Source organism: Blautia intestinalis (genome assembly GCF_014297355.1).
Taxonomy (GTDB): Bacteria; Bacillota; Clostridia; order Lachnospirales; family Lachnospiraceae; genus Blautia_A; species Blautia_A intestinalis.
In genome coordinates, this window is the sequence record NZ_JACOQE010000007.1 from 86,515 (window position 1) to 109,362 (window position 22,848).

Below are 22,848 nucleotides of genomic sequence, written 5' to 3' on the forward strand. Positions count from 1 at the left end.
TGGAAAGTTGGTGAATACATTGGATAAAGAGGAATTTCGGATCAAACTTGAAGAAATAAATCGCCTTGTAGAAAAGAAAAATTACAAGGATGCCATGGAAGTTGTAGACAGTATTGACTGGCGTCGTGTGAAGAATGTCCGTACTTTATGTGTTGTAGGTGAGATTTACGCAGCAAATAAAAGATACGAGGACAGTAAGGAGATTTTTCTTCTCGCTTATCACAGAGCTCCTATTGGCAAAAATATTTTGTACCGCTTAATCGAAGTATCCCTCAGAATAAAGGATATTCAGGAAGCAGAAGAATTTTATGAAGAATTTCTGGAAATTGCCCCTAATGACAGTACCCGGTATATTCTGAATTATAAAATAAGCAAAGAAAAACAGGTTCCGCTTGATCAGCAGATCAGGATTCTGGAAGAATACAAAGAAAAAGAATTTACAGAAAGATGGTCTTACGAACTGGCAAAACTGTATTATCAGAATGGTGATACAGAGAAATGCCTGGATCTCTGTAATGAGATGGTTCTCTGGTTCAGTGAAGGCAAATATGTCATGAAAGCACTGGATCTTAAGAACCGTATGGGTATGCTGACCGGAAAAGAAAAGGAAAAATATGACAAACAGTTTATTCCGAACCTTACAACGGTAGAAGAAGCAGCTGAATTAAATACAGATAAAGATAGTCAGGAAATATCCGAAATCGAAAAAGCAGAGGATGAAGGTCCGGCCATCGAAAGCGTCCGCATTGATGAACGTGATGTAAACGGAGCAGAAAGCCTTCAGGAAAAAATCTCCAAAGGCATCCGTGATATTTTCAGCGGCAAGAAAAAAGAGGAAAGTGAAGAGCTGACTGAGGAAGAATCTGAGACACCGGCAGAAGAAGTGCAGGAAGAAATGATCAAAGATATTTCTGCTGAGGAAGAGCCGACCAATGTTCCGGAGCTTGAGCCGGAAGATGCGGTGATCCATGCACCGAAAAATCCGGGACAGTCTGTATTCAGTGATATAGAAGAACGAATCGAAGAATTTACAGAAGAAGAGATTGAGCATGATCCGGAAGAAGATGCTCAGGAGGTTTCTGAAGAGAAGAATAGCGAATCAGTAGCAGAAAGTAAAGTTGAAGAGACGCAGAATGAGAAAGATGCTGCACCGGAAAAAGCAACAGAGTTTAAGATGCCGGAGCTTGAGATTCCTGAATCCATGAAGAATTTTGATGTGGATGCTTCTATTGAGACAGAAATCCCGCAGGCACCGAATATCTGTCTTCCTGGAATGGACAAAGAAGATTCTGATAAAGAATTTGATTTTAATCTTGAAGATACAATTCTTGCGGCTGCAAGCGAACAGGGAATTGAGATTCCGAAAGAAACGATTCAGCCGAAAAAACCGGTCAAAGCACTGAAACCGGAAGAAGATCCGGATGATTTTATGACAGAAGAAGATCTTCAGAGTGCAGAAGATGAGTTCCTGAACGGTCCTGCCGGAAGAAACGCCGATGAGGATGATCTTGCAGAGACAGTTGAAATTCCGGTAAAAGAAGTAAAACATTCCAAGAAGGAAAAATCAGCGAAACCTCTTACACAGGAAGAAGAACTGGAGCAGTTCATTGATTCCATTCAGCCGGAAAATAACGCAGAGGATATCATTCCGCGTGATAAAAAAATGACTGAGGATGAAGAGAAGCTGTTTACTTATTTTGCAAAAGTTCCGGGACTGAGAGAACAGATCGTTGAAGCTCTGTATGATGTACAGATCAATGCATCCGACAAGACCTCAAAAACCGGTAACGTGATCGTCATGGGTGCTCGTGAAACAGGAAAAACACGCCTGATTTCCGGATTGATTCCTGCAATCTGTAAAGAACTCAATCTGGAAGCATCCAAGGTTGCCTATGTGTTTGCTGATCAGATCAATGGCAAGAATATTGCAGAAATCGTGAAGAAGATGTCCGGTGGTTTCCTTGTTATCGAAAATGCAAATCAGCTCACAAAAGAAACAGTCGAGCAGTTAAATAAAGCAATGGAATTCCGCACAGACGGACTGATCGTAATCATTGAAGATGAAAAAATCGGTATGCGCAAGCTGATTGCGAGATTCCCGAAATTTACATCTAAGTTTACATCTATGATTAATATTCCGGTATTCACCAATGACGAGCTTGTAAACTTTGCAAAAGTGTACACAAGAGAAAACGGATACACGATCGATCAGATGGGCATGCTTGCACTGTACAACCTGATCAGTACGAGCCAGAAAGAGGATCAGCCGATGAATATCGGTGCGGTCAAAGATATGATCGACAATGCAATCATGAAATCAAAAGGCGGTATCCGTAAACTGATATCCAAGAAAAAAGTAAATCAGGACGGATATAAAGTACTTTACGAAAAAGATTTTAATTAAAACAAACATATATCAGGAGGAAATTATGACCAGACCTTATCTCGGAAATCCCAAATATACCATTGAAGTTCTTCAAAAGTATGGATTTGTTTTCCAGAAAAGATTTGGTCAGAATTTTCTGATCGATACACATGTCCTGGACAGAATCATACAGGCTTCTGAAATCACAAAAGATGATTTTGTGCTGGAAATCGGACCGGGAATCGGAACGATGACCCAGTATCTTGCTGATTCTGCAAGAGAAGTAACTGCTGTAGAGATTGACGATGCACTGATTCCGATTCTGAAAGATACTTTGAAAGAATGGGATAATGTCAATGTGATCCACGGAGATATATTAAAGACCGATATACGTAAGATCGCAGACGAGAAGAATCAGGGACGTCCGATCAAAGTTGTGGCAAACCTGCCGTATTACATTACGACGCCGATCATTATGGGATTGTTTGAAAGTCATGTTCCGGTAGATTCGATCACAGTAATGGTTCAGAAAGAAGTCGCAGATCGTATGCAGACCGGACCGGGATCCAAAGATTACGGAGCTTTATCACTGGCAGTCCAGTATTATGCGAAACCGGAAATTGTGGCAAACGTTCCGCCGAACTGTTTTATGCCGAGGCCAAAAGTCGGAAGTGCAGTGATCAGGCTGACACGACATCAGAATCCACCTGTTACGGCAAAGGATGAAAAGCTGATGTTTCGTATCATCCGCGCTTCTTTTAACCAGAGGAGAAAGACACTTGCAAACGGCCTTAAGAATTCGCAGGAACTGAATTATACAAAAGAGCAGGTAGAAGCGGCAATCACTGAGTGTGGACTTCCGTTAAATATTCGCGGAGAGGCACTGACACTGGAGCAGTTTGCAAAACTGTCCGATATTTTTTTCGACATGAAATAAAAGAATAAACGAGAGATAAATAAAAATAACTATAAAGGGCATCCGGTGGCTGGTCGGATGCCCTTTATAGTTATTTTATTTAATTTAAAAGGAAGGAGAGTTGATTACCTTTCAGTAATCAACATATGAAAAAGAAAATTTATAAAAATAATGTTGGCTGTATTATTTTTATGGTCTTAGTATATTCGGAAATTATGATGGAATCGTGTTTAAGTTATGAAAAAACGGTGAACGATTGTCGAAGCTTTTATGAATGAGCGTGGAAAAAAAGTGAAAAAGAATTTTACAGCAATGAGAAAAAGTGTGCTATAATGCAGAGCGTACCAAAAAAGGACAGTTGATTCAGGAGGTAATTAAAAATGAAAATAAACAAATTAAGCGCATTTATTCTTGCAGGAGCTCTTACATGTACTACACCGGCAATGGTGTATGCAGATACAACATCTGATGCAGTAGACCAGGCGGTATCCGTACTGGAGAACAGTGGAGTGGATGATCTTCTTTCTGATCCGGATAAAGTAGTCGACATTATCGTTGCTGCAAAAGATGCAATCGGCCAGATTGATGTATCCGATGAAGAAATCAGCAATGCCATTGATGTGGCAGCAAGCGGACTTGGTATTTCACTTACTGATTCTGAGAAGTCTACACTGGTTCAGTTATACAACAAATTCAAAAATATGAATCTTGATGAAAATGAGCTGAGAGCCCAGATCACAAAGGTATATGATAAGCTCGAAAGTCTTGGAATTACGAAAGATGATGTCAAGGGCGTTATCGGAAAACTCATCGACATTGCAAAAAGCCTGCTTAACTAAGTAATAGTGAGTATTATATAAAATAAACAAATGAAAAATCTATGTGAAACAAGAATATGTGGCAAATTTATAAAAAAAAATGAAATGAATCTTAAAAATTGTGCAAATACACGAAAGATTCACTGCTTGTTCATAATATGTTCATAATTGACTGCTATGATAAGAACAGTTCGAAAGAGCTACACAAAACAGACGTTGTAATGTTCTTCATTACACATAAATTTTTTCATAATAATCGCCCCGGTAAACCACTGCCGGGGCACTCCTCGTTTATAAAGCCCTATTTTGGGGCTTTTTTTATTTTTGGTGTTATAATATAATAAAACAAAAAAGTAAAGGAGAACGGAATATCATGGCTGAATCAATGAAAGATTTTGAAAAAGAACTGGAAGAATCAATGAAAAAAATAGAAGAAGGCGATATTCTTACAGGAACTGTAATCAGTGTAGATGAAAAAGAAGTAATCCTTGATCTGAAATATTACGCAGAAGGTGTGATTCCGGTAGAAGATTACAGCAGAGAACCGGGATTCAATATCAAAGAAGAAGTACATGAAGGAGATGAAGTATCTGCGACAGTCGTACGCAAAGATGACGGACACGGTAATATCCTTCTTTCCAGAGTGGAAGCTTCAGATATTCTTGCATGGGACAAACTGGAAGAATTAAAGAAATCCGGAGAAATTATTAATGTAGTAGTTAAAGGCATTACAAATGCAGGGGTAATTGCTTATGTAGAAGGTGTGCGGGGATTTATTCCGGCATCAAAGCTTGCACTTGGATATGTAGAAGATACAGAAGAATATCTGAATAAACCGATTCAGGTTCAGGTCATTGATGTCGACAAAGACAGCAAGAAACTGATTCTTTCCGCAAAAGAAATTCTCAGAGCAAAAGCGGAAGAAGAAAGAAAAAATAAAGTTTCAAACCTTGAAATCGGACTGGTAACAGAAGGAACTGTAGAAAGTCTTCAGCCGTATGGTGCTTTTGTTGACCTCGGAAACGGACTTTCCGGACTGGTTCATATTTCCCAGATCTGTGAAAAACGAATCAAAAAACCATCCGAAGTTCTGGCAGTCGGTGATAAAGTAAAAGTTAAAGTAACTGCAATCAAAGACGGCAAGTTAAGCCTCAGTATCAAAGAAGCATCTGATATGATGGCGAAGGAAATCGAAGAAGAAGTCTATGAAGTACCGGATGCCGGACAGCAGGCAACCACTTCACTTGGCTCTCTTTTTGCAAATATTAAATTAGATTAAGAAACAGTTATTCAGAGGATTTTATTTTTATGAAAAAACAGGAAAAAATTTTTGTTATCGGACATAAGAATCCGGACACAGATTCTATCTGTTCAGCAATCGCTTACTGCGATATCAAAAACAGAACCACACAGGACAGCAAGTATATTGCGAAGCGTGCGGGACAGATCAATGAAGAAACAGAATACGTACTGAACCGTTTTGGTGTGCAGCCACCGGGATATTTAAGCAATATCGGTACACAGGTAAAGGATATGGATATCCGTTTAAGTCCTGAGGCAAATAAGAGCATGTCTTTAAAAAATGCATGGGATCTGATGCAGGAAAACAGCATCGTTTCTCTCCCAATAAGAGAAAAAGACGGTACTCTGGAAGGTCTGATCACGATCGGTGATATTGCCAAAACTTACATGGATACGACCGACAGTTATCTTCTTTCCCGTGCGCGGACGCAGTATCAGAGAATTGCCGAGACTATCGGAGGAAAAGTGGTTGAAGGTAACGGACACGGTTATTTTGTTCAGGGAAAGATCATGGTAGCAACCGCCAATCCGGATAAAATGAAAGAATATGTCGAAGAAAATGACATGATCATCATGGGAAACCGTGAAGAAGATCATCTGCAGGCAATTGAGCAGAATGTAAGCTGTATCATCGTCGGACTTGGAATCGAAGTGACCGAAAAGGTCCTGAAGCTGGCACATGAGAAAGATATCATCATCATTTCATCACCATATGATACATTTACAATCTCACGTCTTATCAACCAGAGTATTCCGGTGAAATATATTATGAAAACCGAAAATCTCGTAACGTTTAAAACCGAAGATTTTACAGATGATATTCAGGATGTGATGATCAAACACCGTCATCGTGCATTCCCGGTCATTGACAAAAAAGGAAAATGTATCGGTACGATCTCACGTCGTAATTTCCTTGACATGCACAGGAAAAAAGTGGTTCTCGTAGACCATAATGAAAAAGACCAGGCTGTAGATAATATAGATAAGGCTGAGATTATGGAAATCATCGATCACCACAAACTTGGAACACTGCAGACGATGCAGCCGATCAGTTTCCGCAACCAGCCGGTTGGCTGTACCGGCACGATCATGTACCAGATGTATGGCGAACAGAAGCTCGAGATTCCACCCAAAATCGCAGGACTTCTCTGTGCAGCAATCATTTCTGATACCCTGATGTTCCGTTCACCGACCTGCACACTGCAGGATAAGATGGCGGCAGGAGCACTTGCACTGATTGCAGATATTTCCATCGAAGAATTTGCGAGAGAGATGTTCAAGGCAGGAAGCAACCTGAAAGATAAATCTCCTGAGGAAATTTTTTACCAGGATTACAAGAAATTTATCGCAGAGGGAGATGTCTGCTTCGGTGTGGGACAGATCAGTTCCATGGATGCAGATGAACTTAAAGAAATCAAAGAAAGACTGCTTCCGTTTATGGTCAGCGAATGTGGCAGACACGGAGTATCCAGAGTTTACTTTATGCTCACGAATATTATGGAACAGTCCACGGAACTTCTTTTCTATGGTGAGGGAAGTGAAGAGATGGCGGTCAATGCATTCAAAATGCAGCCGGAAAATGGCACGATTTATCTGAAAGGTGTGGTATCACGTAAGAAACAGCTGATCCCGCCACTGATGGAAGCCGCACAGATGAGCGGCAGCGATTACGTATAAACAGACGGAGGGCGAAAAATGGCAAAGCAGACATGGAAACCGGGTAATATGCTGTATCCGCTTCCGGCCGTTATGGTGAGTGTTACAGACGGTAAAGGTGAAGATGATATTATAACGGTTGCATGGACAGGAACTATATGTACCAATCCTCCGATGGTTTATATTTCAGTAAGACCGGAGCGTCATTCTTATCACATGATAAAAGAGACCGGAGAGTTTGTCATTAATCTTACGACTGAGAAACTTGCTAAAGCAACAGATTTCTGTGGTGTCCGTTCAGGAAGAGATGTAGACAAATTCAAAGAGACAGGACTGACCCGCGAAAAGGCTGATATCGTGAGTGCACCGATGATTCAGGAGTCTCCTGTATCCATTGAGTGCAAAGTAAAAGAAATCAAAGAGCTTGGTTCCCATCATATGTTTCTGGCAGATGTAGTAGCTGTTCATGCAGACGAACACTATATGGACGAAAATAATCGTTTTGATCTGAATCTTGCAAAACCACTTGTGTATTCTCATGGGGAATATATGGGAACCGGAAAGCAGCTGGGAACGTTTGGATACAGTGTCAAAAAGAAGAAAAAAACGTCGAAAAAAGCAACCCGAAATGGTCACAAAGCCTGATTTTAAAAGGGATTGCAGAATTACAGTGTTTATGATAAAATATACGTTAAGCAATTTATAAAACGGGAGAAAACACTTTATGAATAATATAACATTGATTGGAATGCCGGGAGTTGGAAAAAGTACGATCGGTGTTGTGCTGGCAAAGGTGTTGGGGTATCAGTTCCTCGATTCAGATCTCCTCATTCAGAAACAGGAGAATAGGCGCCTGTGGCAGATTATCGAAGAAGAAGGATATGAGGGATTTCAGAATGTTGAGAACCGTGTAAATGCTTCCATAGAAGCAGAAAATACTGTAATTGCAACAGGTGGAAGTGTCGTCTACTGTGAAGAAGCTATGAAGCATCTGAAGTCTGTTGGGACAGTTGTTTATTTGAAATTATCTTTGAATTCTCTGGCAAAGCGCCTCGGAAATCTGAAGGGGCGCGGCGTTTTGCTGCGAGAAGGGCAGACTCTTGAGAGTCTGTATGAAGAAAGAACTCCGCTGTATGAAAAATATGCAGATATTGTGGTAGATCAGGAGGGGAAAGATCTGGAAGCAAGTCTGGAGCTTCTTTTGGAAACACTAAAAGAGAAAGCAAAGTAACTATTGTACAAGCAGGGGAGCAGAAGTGTACAGAAGAAATTTTTATTTACAAATAGCAAATATATGCTATAATACGAAATTGAGCTTTCGGTACAGGCACCTGAAAGTGAGATAGAAATTTATTTCTGGCATTCGCTTCGGCTTACGGAGTGAAAATAATTATAGAGGTGTTTTATGGAACAGTATGTAATCAAAGGCGGCAATCCATTAGTGGGTGAAGTTGAAATAGGTGGCGCCAAAAATGCTGCACTTGCAATTCTTTCTGCAGCCATTATGACGGATGAAACGATCCTTATCGAAAATCTGCCGGACGTAAGAGACATAAATGTTTTGTTAGAAGCAATTGCCGGGATAGGGGCTCAGGTTGACAGAATCGACAGATCTACAGTCAAGATCAACGGATCTACAATTGCAGATATCAGTGTTGATTATGAATATATTAAAAAAATCCGTGCATCTTATTATCTGTTAGGTGCATTACTTGGTAAATACAAACATGCGGAAGTACCGCTTCCGGGCGGATGTAACATTGGAAGCCGTCCGATCGATCAGCATCTTAAGGGATTCCGTGCACTCGGTGCATCAGTAAAGATCCTTCATGGAGCAATCGTTGCAGAGACCGAAAACCTTCATGGAAGTCATATTTTCCTTGATGTTGTGTCCGTTGGAGCTACGATCAATATCATGATGGCAGCAGCAATGGCATCAGGACGTACGATCATTGAGAATGCAGCACGTGAGCCACATGTCGTTGATGTCGCCAACTTCCTGAACAGCATGGGAGCCAACATTAAAGGTGCAGGTACTGACGTAATACGTATCAAAGGAGTAGAGAAGCTTCACCGTACCGAATATTCTATTATTCCGGATCAGATCGAAGCGGGAACCTTTATGTTTGCAGCCGCTGCAACAGGCGGAGATGTAACTGTGAAGAATGTTATTCCGAAACATCTGGAGGCAACTACAGCAAAGCTTGAAGAAATCGGATGTGAGGTTGAGGAATTTGATGATGCAGTGCGTGTTCGTGCAGGCAAGAGACTTCACCGTACACATGTAAAGACTCTTCCTTATCCGGGATATCCTACCGATATGCAGCCGCAGATTGCTGTAACGCTTGCACTGGCAGAAGGTACAAGTATCGTTACAGAGAGCATCTTTGAAAACCGCTTCAAATACGCGGACGAGCTTTCCAGAATGGGAGCCAACATCAAGGTTGAAGGTAACTCAGCAATCATTGACGGCGTAAGGAAACTGACAGGAGCAAGAGTCAGTGCACCGGATCTCCGTGCCGGAGCAGCACTTGTAATTGCCGGTCTTGCAGCAGATGGCATTACGGTTGTAGATGATATCGTATATATCCAGAGAGGATACGAGAATTTCGAAGAGAAACTGAGAAGTCTCGGTGCTGAGATCGAGAAGGTTTCCAGCGAGAAAGAGATTCAGAAATTCCGTCTTCGTGTTGGATGATAAAAATTGTCAAAAATTTAGCAGAGTTACTACTTGACATTTATATGAAATAAGTATATTGTAAGTTCTGCAATAACTTAATAAAGCGGCCTTTTATTCAGAGTGGTGGAGATACAAAGGATCTGTGAAGCCACGGCAACCCCTTTTTATGAGGAAGGTGCCAACCTGAGCGAGTCATCGAACAATAAGAGGATTGAAATCGAATTCAAGACAGTCCTGTTGTTGGGGCTGTCTTTATTTTTGTTATACAGGCTGAAAAAGTTACGAAGTAACGGAACAATCCGTATAACAAGATTAACTAATTGGTTTTAAACACAGAAAGAGGTTTAACAATGGAAAAAGAGAAAATTTTATTTACTTCTGAATCAGTAACAGAAGGTCATCCGGACAAAATGTGTGATGCTATTTCTGATGCTATTCTTGATGCAATTATGAAAGAAGATCCGATGGGACGTGTTGCATGCGAGACATCAGCTACAACAGGTCTTGTACTTGTAATGGGTGAGATCACTACAAGTGCTTATGTTGATATCCAGAAAATCGTAAGAGATACTGTAAGAGAAATCGGTTATACCCGTGGCAAATATGGCTTTGATGCAGATACATGTGCAGTTATCACTGCAATTGATGAGCAGTCGGCAGATATTGCAATGGGTGTAGACAAAGCTCTGGAAGCAAAAATGGGTGAAGATGAGATAGACGCGATCGGTGCCGGAGACCAGGGTATGATGTTCGGATATGCTTCTAATGAGACAGAGGAGTATATGCCATATGCAATCAACATGGCCCATAAACTTGCACGTCAGCTTACAAAAGTTCGTAAAGACGGAACACTGCCATACTTAAGACCAGATGGAAAGACTCAGGTAACTGTAGAATACAGCGAAGAGGGCAAACCGATTCGTATCGATGCAGTTGTATGCTCTACACAGCATGATCCGGAAGTTACACAGGAACAGATTCATGAAGATATTAAGAAATATGTTTTTGATGCAATCATTCCGGCAGATATGGTAGATGATGATACAAAATACTTTATCAATCCGACAGGACGTTTCGTAATCGGTGGACCTCACGGCGACAGTGGACTGACAGGACGTAAGATCATCGTTGATACTTATGGCGGAGCAGGACGTCACGGTGGCGGTGCTTTCTCCGGTAAGGACTGCACAAAGGTTGACCGTTCCGCCGCATATGCAGCTCGTTATGTTGCAAAAAATATTGTAGCAGCAGGACTGGCTGATAAATGCGAAATCCAGCTTTCTTACGCAATCGGAGTTGCAAGACCGACCTCCATCAATGTAAATACATTTGGAACAGGTAAAGTTTCTGATGGAAAACTTGTTGAGATTATCCGTGAAAACTTTGATCTTCGTCCGGCTGGAATCATTCGTATGCTTGACCTGAGAAGACCTATTTACAAACAGACTGCAGCTTATGGCCACTTCGGACGTACAGATGTAGATCTTCCATGGGAAAAACTGGACAAAGTAGAAGACCTCAAAAAATATCTCTAAGAAACAGAACAGGGATAAAGAATAAACTCTTTTTACTGATTTAATAGAAAATTTAGAGATAAGAATATAGTGATATGATATAATGAACGCATATATCGAACAAATGGTTCGTAATATGCGTTCATTTTTTATTGCATATAGAGGAGGCACCGGTGGCGCGTCCGCTGATTTTATCAAGAGGTGAATAGATAACATGAAATTAAAAAATAGAATCATTGTAGGTTTTCTGATGATCATATTGATGCCGATGCTTTTGCTGGCGGCTACGCTGTTTGGAATCAGTGAGGCACAGCACCGCAATTCATCGGGCAGTGATACGGTGCAGGAAAGTGCATATGATATTACGATTGCGGATACCGGAAGCAGCCAGACCAGTATACAGATCATGACGAAGGATCTTTTTTTTACCGCGCTTGTGATATTGATTTTTACAAGTGTTTCCATCGGCCTCTGGATATACAGAAGTGTGGCAGCTCCGCTGGTTAAATTACGAAAAGCAACGCAAAATATAAAAGAAGGCAATCTGGACTTTGTGCTGGAAGTAGACGGGACAGATGAGTTTGCAGAATTGTGCCGGGACTTTGAAGAGATGAGGCGGCGGCTGAAAGAATCAGCAGAAGAAAAGGTTCTTCTCGATAAAGAAAATAAAGAACTCATCAGTAACATTTCCCATGACCTGAAGACCCCGATCACAGCCGTAAAGGGGTATGTAGAGGGAATCATGGACGGGGTTGCGGATACGCCGGAGAAGATGGACCGCTACGTCCGCACCATTTACAACAAAACAAACGAGATGGATCATCTGATCAATGAGCTTACTTTTTACTCAAAAATCGATACCAACCGCATCCCATATACATTCAGCAAATTAAATGTGGATGATTATTTTTCAGACTGTGCGGAGGAAGTGGGGCTGGAACTGGAGACGAGAGGCATTCAGCTTTACTATGCAAATTACGTCGAAAAGGATGTTCTTGTCATTGCAGACGGAGAGCAGATACGGCGTGTGATTCATAACATCATCAGCAATGCAATCAAGTATATGGATAAAACAAAAGGCGTGATACAGATCCGTGTGAAAGATGTCGGAGATTTTATACAGGTTGAAATAGAAGATAATGGTAAAGGCATTGCATCCAAGGACCTGACCTATATTTTTGACCGATTTTACAGAACCGATGTTTCGCGAAATTCTTCCAAAGGAGGAAGCGGAATCGGTCTTTCCATCGTTCGTAAGATCCTTGAAGACCATGGCGGCAAGGTATGGGCAACCAGCCGTGAGGGAATCGGAACAATCATGTACTTTGTTTTAAGAAAATACCAGGAGGTACCTATGAAATGAGCAAAATTCTGATCATTGAAGATGAAGAAGCAATTGCAGATCTGGAGAAGGATTATCTGGAACTGTCAGGATTTGAAGTAGAAATAGCAAACAGAGGAGATGTGGGCCTTGAAAAAGCACTAAAAGAAGAATATGATCTGATTATTCTTGATCTGATGCTTCCGGAGGTAGATGGATTTGATATCTGCCGTCAGGTACGCCAGGAAAAAAATATTCCGATCATCATGGTTTCAGCAAAGAAAGACGACATTGATAAAATCCGTGGTCTGGGGCTTGGTGCAGATGACTACATGACGAAACCGTTCAGTCCGAGTGAACTGGTTGCACGTGTAAAGGCACATATGGAGAGATACAACAGACTGGTTGGCTCCGTGGCAGTAAAGAACGACATTATTGAGATCCGCGGAATCAAGATTGACAAGACGGCGAGACGAATCTGGGTAAACGGAGAAGAAAAGACTTTTACAACGAAGGAATTTGATCTTCTGACATTTCTTGCTGAGAATCCAAACCGTGTATTTACAAAAGCGGAGTTGTTCCGTCAGATCTGGGACATGGAATCCGTAGGGGATATTGCAACTGTCACGGTTCATATCAAGAAGATCCGTGAAAAAATCGAATTCAATACGGCGAAGCCGCAATATATAGAAACTATATGGGGTGTCGGTTATCGCTTCAAGGTATAAATCATATGGAAAAATTATATAAAAAACTCGAAAGCTACGGTCAGTCGGATTATTATCCGTTTCATATGCCGGGACATAAGCGCAATCCGGATTCGGTAAGAGGTGATTTCCCTTTCGAGAGAGACATTACCGAAATAGAAGGTTTTGATAATCTTCATCATCCGGAAGACATTCTTCTTGAGGCGCAGAAAAATGTCTCAAAGCTTTATGGAACAAAAGAAAGTTATTACAGTGTGAATGGAAGTACCGCAGCTCTGCTTGCGGCTGTTTCTGCAGCAGTTCCGAGGAAGGGACAGATACTCGTGGCAAGAAACTGTCATAAAGCAGTTTATCATGCCATGTATCTGAGAGAGTTAAAACCAACTTACATTTATCCACAGATGGATATGAAGTGGTGGATAAACGGCGGGATTTTTCCGGACAAAGTGGAAAGATGTCTTGCAGAGAATCCCGAGATCAAAGCAGTATTGATTACTTCACCGACTTATGACGGAGTGGTTTCTGATGTTAAGGCAATTGCTGAGATTGCGCACAAATATGAGATTCCGCTGATTGTTGATGAGGCACATGGAGCACATTTTCAGTTCTCGAATTATTTTCCTACTTCAGCAGTGGAACTTGGAGCAGACCTTGTAATCCAGAGCTTTCACAAAACGCTTCCGGCTATGACGCAGACTGCAATTCTTCATAACTGCAGTGGCAGAGTGGATGGAAGACTTATTCGGAGATTTATGGAAATCTATCAGACGAGCAGCCCGTCTTATATTCTTATGGCAAGTATCGATGCATGTATCGATACGGTGACAGCAGAAGGACACGAAATGTTCCGTGAATTTACAAAAATGCTGGAACAGGCACGAAAGAGGCTTTCGCAGTGCAGATATATCTGTCTGGCAGATCCGGAAAAGGATGTAAATGGTGTTTTTGATTATGACCGTTCGAAACTGATTTTTTCTACGGTCAATTCTACACTGACAGGAGCGCAGTTGTATGATATCCTTCTGGAGAGATACCATATACAGATGGAGATGGAAACTGAAACGTATGCTCTCGCACTTGCAGCAGTCGGAGACAGAGAAGAGGGATTTGAACGTCTTTGTCAGGCAATCGAGGAGATAGACCGGGAAGAAGAGCAAAAAGTGAAAAAGCTTGATCTGACAGGAATGGAAGAACGTAAAATGGACGCGAAAGCTATGCACTGTGTCCTGAATCAGGTACTTTCTGTTTCTGAGGCAATGGAGACGGAGAGCGAAAGCTGTATTCTGGAAGAATGTATCGGCAGGATATCGGCAGAGTTTGCTTATCTGTATCCGCCGGGAATACCACTTCTTACTCCGGGAGAGCAGATTACGGGAAAGTTTATCCGTAATATAAAAATATATACGGAAGAAGGCCTGTATCTGCAGGGGCTTGAAGACTATACGAACCAGTCCATCCGTGTGGTAAAACAGACAACAAAGGAGCAATACGAAGAAACTAATGGGTAAGATTTTTTATATCATGGGAAAAAGTGCGTCAGGAAAAGATAAAATCTATTCCAGACTTGCAGGAAATAAAGAACTGAATCTCAAGAAACTGATTCTCTACACGACCAGACCGGTAAGAGACGGAGAAGAAAACGGCAAACAGTATTATTTTACAGACGAAAAAAAACTTCAGGAATTTAAGACAGAAGGAAAAGTCATCGAAGCAAGAGCTTACAATACAGTATACGGTGTGTGGACTTATTTCACGGCAGATGATGGACAGATAGACCTTAAGAAGGGACATTATCTGGGAATCGGCACACTGGAATCCTATCAGAAAATGAGAAATTATTACGGGGAGTCAAATGTAATTCCTGTTTATATCGAAGTGGAAGACGGTGAAAGACTGATCAGGGCTATCAAGAGGGAAAAAGAGCAGGAAACACCGAAATATGAGGAACTGTGCCGCAGATTTCTTGCAGATCAGGAAGATTTTTCCGAAGAGAAGATTCGGGAGGCCGGAATCAGCCGAAGATTCGAAAATGATGATCTTGATGTATGTGTCAGAAATATTACCGATTTTATAAATTCCATGTCATAAACAAAAATAGTTTTGATTGGCTATTAAAGTATGATATAATGACAATATAACGAACAAAGATTCGTATATAGAAACTATAGACAAGAGAGGTGATTCTGAATGGTCAGTTTCAATAACATTATAGGGCATAAGGATATTGTAAAACATTTACAAAATGCGATTAAGACAGAAAAGATATCCCATTCATACATTTTTACGGGCAGACCGGGATCCGGCAAGAAGCTTATTGCAACGACGTATGCAATGACGCTGCAGTGTGAAGCTGGCGGAACTGAGCCATGTCAGAAGTGTGATTCCTGTAAGAAGGCACTAGGCAAGAATCATCCGGATATTATAATGGTCAACCATGAGAAACCGGGAACCATTTCCATTGACGAGATCCGTGAGCAGGTGATTCATGATGTCGCAGTGAAGCCGTATTGCAGCCCGCATAAGATTTATATTATCCCTGATGCGGAAATGATGACAGTACAGGCTCAGAATGCTCTGTTAAAAACAATCGAAGAACCGCCGGAATATGCAGTGATCATGCTGCTGACCAGCAATATAGATGCGCTTCTTCCTACAATTCGGTCAAGATGTGTACGTCTTGACCTGAAAGTAGTAGATGACAACCTTGTTAAAAAATACTTGATGGAGAGACTGCATGTGCCGGATTATCAGGCAGAGATCGATGCGTCTTTTGCACAGGGAAGTATCGGCAGAGCCAAAGATGCGGCTACGTCAGAGGAGTTTTCTTCCATGACGGAGAATGCCTTAAAGATACTGAAATATGTTAATACAATGGAAGTATATGAGCTTGCGGACGAGATTAATTCTCTTTCGGGCGAAAAGCAGAATATAGGAGATTATCTGGATATTTTCCAGTTCTGGTTCAGAGATGTTCTGATGTTTAAGGCTACTCAGGAAGTTGACAACCTTGTATTTAAACAGGAAATTAATTATATAAAGGAACAGGCGAGCCAGCGCTCCTATGAAAATCTGGAAAAGATTCTGGAGGCACTCGAAAAGACAAAAGTCCGTCTTCGTGCAAATGTTAACTTCGAGCTTGCACTTGAATTACTGTTCCTGACGATCAGGGAGAGATAGAATGACAAAAATTGTTGGTATCAGATTTAGAAACGTGGGCAAGATTTATTATTTTGACCCGAAAAACTATAAAATGCAGATCGGCGATCATGTAATCGTTGAGACCGCGCGTGGAATCGAATTCGGACGAGTTGTTCTCGGACCGAAGGAAGTAGGAGAGAATGAAGTAGTACATCCGCTGAAAGAAGTACTCAGAGTTGCGACAGAAGCAGACGAAGAAAGAGAAAAACAGAATCGTCTGAAAGAGAAAGACGCATTCAAGATCTGCCAGAAGAAAATCCGTGAACATGGTCTGGAAATGAAACTGATTGATGCGGAGTATACTTTTGACAATAATAAAGTACTATTTTATTTTACCGCCGACGGAAGAATCGATTTCCGCCAGCTGGTAAAGGATCTTGCATCTATTTTCAAGACTCGAATCGAACTTCGTCAGATCGGTGTAAGAGATGAGACAAAAATCCTCGGTGGAATCGGTATCTGCGGAAGATGTCTCTGCTGTCATACGTACCTGTCAGAGTTTGCACCGGTATCGATCAAAATGGCGAAAGAGCAGAATCTTTCTCTGAATCAGACAAAGATTTCCGGTGTCTGTGGAAGACTGATGTGTTGCCTTAAGAACGAGCAGGAAACATACGAGGAACTCAATAAGAATCTTCCGGGAACAGGCGACACTGTCACACTTCCGGGTGGACTGCAGGGAACCGTACACAGTGTCAACGTTCTCCGTCAGCGGGTAAAAGTTATCGTTGAGGTGAACGATGAAAAGGAAATTCAGGAATTTGCGGTAAATGAACTGAAATTCCGCCCACGGAAGAAAAAAGCAAAGGCTTCCGAAAAAGAAGGCAAAGAAACAAAAGAATCAGAACAAAAAGAAGGAGATTCCAAATCCCATGGCAAAAAATCCGCAGAGTGATCTTGTACAGCCGAATGAACGGGTAGACGATCTTCAGAATGGTTTTTATGTGATTCAGAATCCTGAGAAATTCTGTTTTGGCATGGATGCGGTTCTTTTATCTGGCTTTGCAAACATAAGAAAAAATGAGACGGTACTTGATATGGGTACCGGTACAGGGATTATTCCGATTCTCCTGAAATCAAAGGGCAAAGGAGGTCATCTGACCGGGCTTGAGATTCAGGAGGAATGTGCGGATATGGCCAGACGCAGTGTGAGATACAACAGTCTGGAATCCGATATTGATATTATATGCGGAGATATTAAAGAGGCTGCTGCGACTTTTGGAGCAGCTTCTTTTGATGTAGTGACCAGTAATCCTCCTTATATGATCGGACAGCACGGAATTCAGAATCCATATATGGCAAAAGCAATCGCACGTCATGAAATCCTGTGTACGCTGGAAGATGTGGTAAGTCAGGCGGCAAATGTATTAAAAGATCGTGGAAGATTTTTTATGGTGCATCGACCGTTCCGTCTTGCAGAGATTTTTCAGGTGCTGATGAAATACAAACTGGAGCCAAAAAGAATGCAGCTTGTTTATCCGTATGTTAATAAAGAACCGAACATGGTTCTGATCGAGGCGCGAAAAGGCTGTAATTCCAGAATTTCCGTAGAACCGCCATTGATCGTTTATGAGAAACCGGGTACATACACAAAAGAAATTCTTGAAATATATGAAATGATATAAAATCAACAGAAAGACATAAAAGAAAGGAGTTGCTTCGGATGAGCGGCAGACTTTATCTATGTGCGACACCTATCGGAAATCTTGAGGACATTACGCTTCGAGTACTCCGCACATTACAGGAAGTAGACTTGATCGCAGCAGAAGATACCAGAAACAGTATCAAGCTTCTGAACCACTTCGAAATAAAAACACCCATGACCAGCTATCATGAGTATAATAAAATAGAAAAAGCATACACACTGATAGAAAAAATGCAGAATGGAATGAATATTGCACTTATTACAGATGCGGGTACTCCGGGAATTTCTGATCCGGGAGAAGAACTGGCTGCAATGTGTTATGATGCAGGAATCGAAGTGACATCCCTGCCGGGACCGGCAGCTTGTATTACGGCACTTACTTTATCAGGACTTCCAACCCGACGATTCGCATTTGAGGCATTTCTTCCGATGGAGAAGAAGGAGCGCCGGGAGATTCTGAGCGAACTGGTAAATGAGACAAGGACGATCATTATTTATGAAGCCCCGCACAAACTGGTGCGTACGCTGAAAGATCTTTATGAAACGCTGGGAAATCGTCGTATGACGCTTTGCCGTGAGCTGACGAAGAAACATGAAACAGCTTTTCGTACAACAATAGCAGATCTTATTGCACATTATGAGAATGAGAAGCCACTTGGTGAATGCGTTCTTGTAATTGAGGGCAAAAGCCGCCAGGAGCTCAAAGAAGAGGCAGTTGCTTCCTGGGAAGAAATATCAATAGAAGAACATATGGAGATTTATGAAAAACAGGGTATTTCCCGTAAGGATGCGATGAAACAGGTTGCAAAAGACCGTGGTGTATCAAAAAGAGATATCTATAGTTATTTGATGAAATAAGATGGGACTGTCCCAAAATATTATTTTTTTAGAAAAGAAAAAATTTTTTGGCATATACACTGGTTATAACATATAAATAATGTTATGATTATGTAAATGACGTATAACAGTATACTTAAAAAAATGTTTTACAATGATTATGACATCCATAAACATTGCTGATTATGGGAGAAATAATTATGGGAAGAAGAATATTAAAAATTCAAATGTTGGGATGCTTTTCTCTGGAATATGATGGCAAAGAACTGGTTCTGGATCGCAACAAAGTATCCAAGACCACGCAGTTGTTTCAGCTGATACTTCTTCACTCACAGGACGGGGGCATATCCAAAGTGGCTCTGATCGAGGCATTGTACGGGAGAAGCGACGTCGAAAACAAAAACGGCAGTCTTAACAACACGATATTTCGGCTTCGAAAACAGCTATATCCGTATAAATGGCGGAATGTGTACCTGGGATCCTGACATCAAGGTCGCAGTAGACGTATGCGAATTTAAGCAGACGAAAAGCTTGCCGAGGTTGCAGATGCTTCTTCATTAAAACCGGTAGAGGCTGTTTCGGATGAGCAGGGCAAGGTTGTTTACAGCGATATGGAAGAGGGCATGTACCTGGTGATCGGTGCAGCAGAGAGCTCCGTTAAGGTAACACCGATGCTCTTAACAGTTCCTTTTGCAAGCACAGAGGAAGGATGGATCTACGACGTACAGGCTTATCCAAAGGCAGAGAAGAGCAACACAGCAGGTATTACAGTTGAGAAGAGACTTTATCGTATTAACCCGAATACGTTTGAACTGGATGAAATAACTTCTGACGATGCAACTTACAAGGTTGGTCTTTTTCTTGATAAGGATGGAACAATCCCATATGGTGATGACTACATCAGAACAATCCATATCCAGAATGCACAGTCAGGCAAAGCTTCCTACAGTAATGTCCTCAGAGGCACCTATTATATATTCGAGCTTGATGAGAACAACAAGGCAATCAAGCTGAATACTGGGGTGGAGATTGATAAAGAAAACCGCTTCCAGTACAATGTTACGAATGCAGCAGGCAAGAAAGACAACAGTGTTGTAGTGGATGACAATACGGTTGCTACAGATATTGCAGCTTATGTAAATAACATTTTTATAACTCTTCCGGAAGGCTTCTTTGTAAATGGAAAGATCGAGATTACAAAGAACGTTGTAGTGGACGGTGTGAAGAAGAATGTAGACGACAAGTTCTATGCAACTGTATTTGATGATTCTGGTAAGGTGGTAAGTACCGTTGAACTGAAGCAGAATGATAAAGTAACTGTTACGGTTCCATTCTCAGAAGATATAAAAGATACTGTTACTTATGCAGTTAAGGAAACCGATAAGAATGGTAATGTGCTCGATAAAGATGCTTTCGCATATGTAGTAAGTGGTGAAGACAGTGTTAAGCTGAATGAGTCTGATCAGTATCATGGAAGCATCGAGATTACCAATACCAAGAAGGATGCTACTGTAACACCTAGCGGAAGCAATGGTGGTTCTGGTACATCTAACGGTGGAAGTGGTGCATCCAGTCATGGCGGAAGTGCAACAAGTCCAGTTAAGACTGGTGACCCGATGAATCCGGCATTCTGGGGTCTGGTTCTTCTGGTATCTGTGATCGTGATTGCAGGTGGAGTAATTGTTTACAAAAAGAGAAAACAGAAATAAAGTGTAAGACGTTTGATGAGAGTCTGGTGTAAACCGGGCTCTCGTTATTTTTATTATGGAAAATGCAGTTGTTTTGTGTTATAACCTGACTTTTGCAGTTAAATTCAAATAAAATAAATCCCTTTAAAACGGGGATTCGCGGTTGGAAAGAAAATGGTTTTGTGCTATAATAAACATGTATTATTATGCCTATTTTTAAAATGACAGAGGCATCTGTCTGCAGATAAATATAGAATGACAGGAGGAAGCACATGGGCGGAGAGAATACAGAATACGGCGCGGACCAGATACAGATTCTGGAAGGTCTGGAAGCCGTTCGTAAAAGACCGGGTATGTACATTGGAAGTACATCCAGCAGGGGCCTGCATCATCTTGTATATGAGATCGTGGATAATGCGGTAGACGAAGCGTTGGCAGGATTTTGTACAGAAATTCAGGTAACGATCAATCCCGATAATTCCATTACAGTAGTAGATAACGGACGAGGTATTCCGGTTGGTATTAACCATAAAGCAGGAATACCGGCAGTAGAAGTTGTATTTACCATTCTTCATGCCGGCGGTAAATTCGGCGGTGGGGGATACAAGGTATCCGGTGGTCTTCACGGTGTAGGTGCATCAGTTGTTAATGCACTGTCTGAATGGCTGGAAGTCAGCATTTATCACGAGGGAAAAGAATACAAACAGCGTTATGAGAGAGGTCATACAATGTATCCTCTGAAGGTTGTAGGTGACTGTGAGGAAGGCAAGACCGGAACGACTGTAACATTCCTTCCGGATAAAGAAATCTTCGAAGAAACCGTTTATGATTACGATATTCTGAAACAGCGTCTCCGTGAGATGGCATTTCTTACCAAGGGACTGCGCATCGTTCTCAGGGATGAACGTGAAGACTCTAAGAAAGAAAAAACATTCCACTACGAGGGCGGTATCCGCGAATTTGTAACCTACCTGAACAGAAGCAAGGAATCCCTTTATCCTGAAGTTATTTACTGTGAGGGAGAAAAGGATGGCGTGGCAGTAGAGGTTGCCATGCAGCATAATGATTCTTATACAGAAAACAGCTACGGATTTGTAAACAATATCAATACACCGGAAGGCGGTACACATATTGTCGGATTTCGTAATGCATTAACTAAGACATTTAATGATTATGCAAGAAAAAATAAACTGCTCAAGGACAGTGAGCCGAACTTAAGCGGTGACGATATCCGCGAGGGACTTACCGCCATCGTAAGTGTCAAGATCGAAGAGCCTCAGTTTGAAGGACAGACGAAGCAGAAACTCGGCAACAGTGAAGCGCGTGGTGCCGTTGACTATGTAGTCAGCAGACAGCTGGAAATCTTCCTTGAGCAGAATCCGACTGTGGCAAAAGCAACTGTAGAGAAATCTGTTCTTGCACAGAGGGCAAGAGAGGCTGCACGCAAGGCCAGAGACCTTACCAGAAGAAAATCAGCTCTTGACGGAATGGCACTGCCGGGCAAACTTGCAGACTGTTCCGATAAAGACCCGAAAAACTGTGAGATTTACATCGTAGAGGGGGATTCTGCGGGCGGTTCTGCAAAGACTGCAAGAAACCGTGCGACACAGGCCATCCTTCCACTTCGAGGAAAAATCCTCAACGTAGAAAAAGCCCGTCTTGACAGAATTTACAGCAATGCAGAGATCAAGGCTATGATCACTGCTTTTGGTACAGGTATCCATGATGATTTTGATATCAGCAAACTCCGTTATCACAAGATCATTATCATGACTGATGCCGATGTTGACGGTGCACATATTGCAACCCTGCTTCTGACATTCCTGTACAGATTTATGCCGGAACTGATCAAACAGGGTTATGTATATCTGGCACAGCCGCCACTGTACAAAGTAGAAAAAAATAAAAAAGTCTGGTATGCATACGATGATGCGGAACTGAACAGCATCCTTGAACAGATCGGACGTGACAATAATAATAAAATCCAGCGATACAAAGGACTTGGAGAGATGGATGCAGAGCAGCTCTGGGAGACAACCATGGATCCAGAGAAACGTATCCTCCTGCGTGTGACTATGGATGAGTCCGCAACATCAGAAATCGACCTGACATTTACCACTCTGATGGGTGATAAAGTTGAGCCGAGACGAGAATTTATCGAAGAAAATGCCCGCTTTGTAGAAAATCTGGATATCTAGGAG

The 22,848-nt window shown here is 41.6% G+C and carries 20 protein-coding genes and 1 riboswitch; all 20 genes read left to right on the forward strand.

What is annotated here, in order from left to right; all coding sequences use genetic code 11:
- Positions 1 to 10: 10 nt before the first annotated feature.
- The 20 genes from H8Z79_RS11805 (at position 11) to gyrB (ending at position 22,845) form a co-directional block, all read left to right on the forward strand.
- The gene (locus H8Z79_RS11805; RefSeq protein ID WP_243023238.1) at positions 11 to 2,404 is read left to right on the forward strand and encodes a hypothetical protein; all 2,394 of its coding nucleotides are present in this window, start codon (positions 11 to 13) and stop codon (positions 2,402 to 2,404) included.
- Between the two features lie 25 nt (positions 2,405 to 2,429).
- Entirely contained in the window at positions 2,430 to 3,302 is an 873-nt protein-coding gene (gene rsmA / locus H8Z79_RS11810; RefSeq protein ID WP_015541433.1) for a 16S rRNA (adenine(1518)-N(6)/adenine(1519)-N(6))-dimethyltransferase RsmA, read from the forward strand.
- 359 nt (positions 3,303 to 3,661) lie between these two features.
- Positions 3,662 to 4,120, forward strand: coding sequence for a DUF1002 domain-containing protein (locus H8Z79_RS11815; RefSeq protein ID WP_015541434.1), 459 nt, complete (start codon positions 3,662 to 3,664; stop codon positions 4,118 to 4,120).
- A 352-nt stretch (positions 4,121 to 4,472) separates the two neighbouring features.
- Complete coding sequence (locus H8Z79_RS11820) at positions 4,473 to 5,378, forward strand: S1 RNA-binding domain-containing protein (RefSeq protein WP_118049668.1); 906 nt, start codon at positions 4,473 to 4,475, stop codon at positions 5,376 to 5,378.
- A 29-nt stretch (positions 5,379 to 5,407) separates the two neighbouring features.
- Positions 5,408 to 7,078 (forward strand): putative manganese-dependent inorganic diphosphatase, encoded by a 1,671-nt coding sequence (locus H8Z79_RS11825; RefSeq protein ID WP_118040463.1) that lies wholly within the window; start codon positions 5,408 to 5,410, stop codon positions 7,076 to 7,078.
- A gap of 18 nt (positions 7,079 to 7,096) precedes the next feature.
- Positions 7,097 to 7,702: a flavin reductase family protein gene (locus H8Z79_RS11830; protein ID WP_015541437.1), complete on the forward strand. Its 606-nt coding sequence runs from the start codon at positions 7,097 to 7,099 to the stop codon at positions 7,700 to 7,702.
- A gap of 79 nt (positions 7,703 to 7,781) precedes the next feature.
- Positions 7,782 to 8,288: a shikimate kinase gene (locus tag H8Z79_RS11835; protein ID WP_015541438.1), complete on the forward strand. Its 507-nt coding sequence runs from the start codon at positions 7,782 to 7,784 to the stop codon at positions 8,286 to 8,288.
- 174 nt (positions 8,289 to 8,462) lie between these two features.
- Positions 8,463 to 9,755, forward strand: coding sequence for a UDP-N-acetylglucosamine 1-carboxyvinyltransferase (locus H8Z79_RS11840; RefSeq protein ID WP_118040461.1), 1,293 nt, complete (start codon positions 8,463 to 8,465; stop codon positions 9,753 to 9,755).
- Positions 9,756 to 9,845: 90 nt separating this feature from the next.
- Positions 9,846 to 9,946, forward strand: a riboswitch (SAM riboswitch).
- A gap of 141 nt (positions 9,947 to 10,087) precedes the next feature.
- Positions 10,088 to 11,272: a methionine adenosyltransferase gene (gene metK, locus H8Z79_RS11845; protein WP_015541440.1), complete on the forward strand. Its 1,185-nt coding sequence runs from the start codon at positions 10,088 to 10,090 to the stop codon at positions 11,270 to 11,272.
- Between the two features lie 193 nt (positions 11,273 to 11,465).
- The gene (locus tag H8Z79_RS11850) at positions 11,466 to 12,614 is read left to right on the forward strand and encodes a sensor histidine kinase (protein ID WP_118040459.1); all 1,149 of its coding nucleotides are present in this window, start codon (positions 11,466 to 11,468) and stop codon (positions 12,612 to 12,614) included.
- Complete coding sequence (locus H8Z79_RS11855; RefSeq protein ID WP_015541442.1) at positions 12,611 to 13,300, forward strand: response regulator transcription factor; 690 nt, start codon at positions 12,611 to 12,613, stop codon at positions 13,298 to 13,300. The genes H8Z79_RS11850 and H8Z79_RS11855 overlap by 4 nt, the downstream gene beginning before the upstream one ends.
- Positions 13,301 to 13,305: 5 nt before the next feature.
- On the forward strand, positions 13,306 to 14,787 hold the full coding sequence (locus H8Z79_RS11860) for an aminotransferase class I/II-fold pyridoxal phosphate-dependent enzyme (RefSeq protein ID WP_118040457.1): 1,482 nt from the start codon (positions 13,306 to 13,308) through the stop codon (positions 14,785 to 14,787).
- Positions 14,780 to 15,367, forward strand: a complete 588-nt coding sequence (locus H8Z79_RS11865; protein ID WP_118040456.1) for a nucleoside/nucleotide kinase family protein — start codon at positions 14,780 to 14,782, stop codon at positions 15,365 to 15,367. Before H8Z79_RS11860 ends, H8Z79_RS11865 begins: the two co-directional genes overlap by 8 nt.
- Positions 15,368 to 15,466: 99 nt before the next feature.
- Positions 15,467 to 16,456 carry a DNA polymerase III subunit delta' gene (holB, locus tag H8Z79_RS11870; protein WP_118040454.1) on the forward strand — a complete coding sequence of 330 codons (990 nt, stop codon included), beginning with the start codon at positions 15,467 to 15,469 and terminating at the stop codon, positions 16,454 to 16,456.
- A gap of 1 nt (position 16,457) precedes the next feature.
- Complete coding sequence (locus tag H8Z79_RS11875; protein ID WP_015541446.1) at positions 16,458 to 17,372, forward strand: PSP1 domain-containing protein; 915 nt, start codon at positions 16,458 to 16,460, stop codon at positions 17,370 to 17,372.
- A complete protein-coding gene (locus H8Z79_RS11880) occupies positions 17,350 to 18,102 on the forward strand; it encodes a tRNA1(Val) (adenine(37)-N6)-methyltransferase (RefSeq protein WP_015541447.1) in 753 nt (250 codons plus the stop codon). The genes H8Z79_RS11875 and H8Z79_RS11880 overlap by 23 nt, the downstream gene beginning before the upstream one ends.
- A 38-nt stretch (positions 18,103 to 18,140) precedes the next feature.
- Positions 18,141 to 18,980, forward strand: a complete 840-nt coding sequence (rsmI, locus tag H8Z79_RS11885; RefSeq protein WP_015541448.1) for a 16S rRNA (cytidine(1402)-2'-O)-methyltransferase — start codon at positions 18,141 to 18,143, stop codon at positions 18,978 to 18,980.
- A gap of 179 nt (positions 18,981 to 19,159) precedes the next feature.
- A complete protein-coding gene (locus H8Z79_RS11890) occupies positions 19,160 to 19,444 on the forward strand; it encodes a hypothetical protein (RefSeq protein ID WP_118040452.1) in 285 nt (94 codons plus the stop codon).
- Between the two features lie 138 nt (positions 19,445 to 19,582).
- The gene (locus H8Z79_RS11895) at positions 19,583 to 20,668 is read left to right on the forward strand and encodes a hypothetical protein (RefSeq protein WP_225876979.1); all 1,086 of its coding nucleotides are present in this window, start codon (positions 19,583 to 19,585) and stop codon (positions 20,666 to 20,668) included.
- 251 nt (positions 20,669 to 20,919) lie between these two features.
- On the forward strand, positions 20,920 to 22,845 hold the full coding sequence (gyrB, locus tag H8Z79_RS11900) for a DNA topoisomerase (ATP-hydrolyzing) subunit B (protein ID WP_118040448.1): 1,926 nt from the start codon (positions 20,920 to 20,922) through the stop codon (positions 22,843 to 22,845).
- The last annotated feature ends 3 nt before the right edge of the window (positions 22,846 to 22,848 follow it).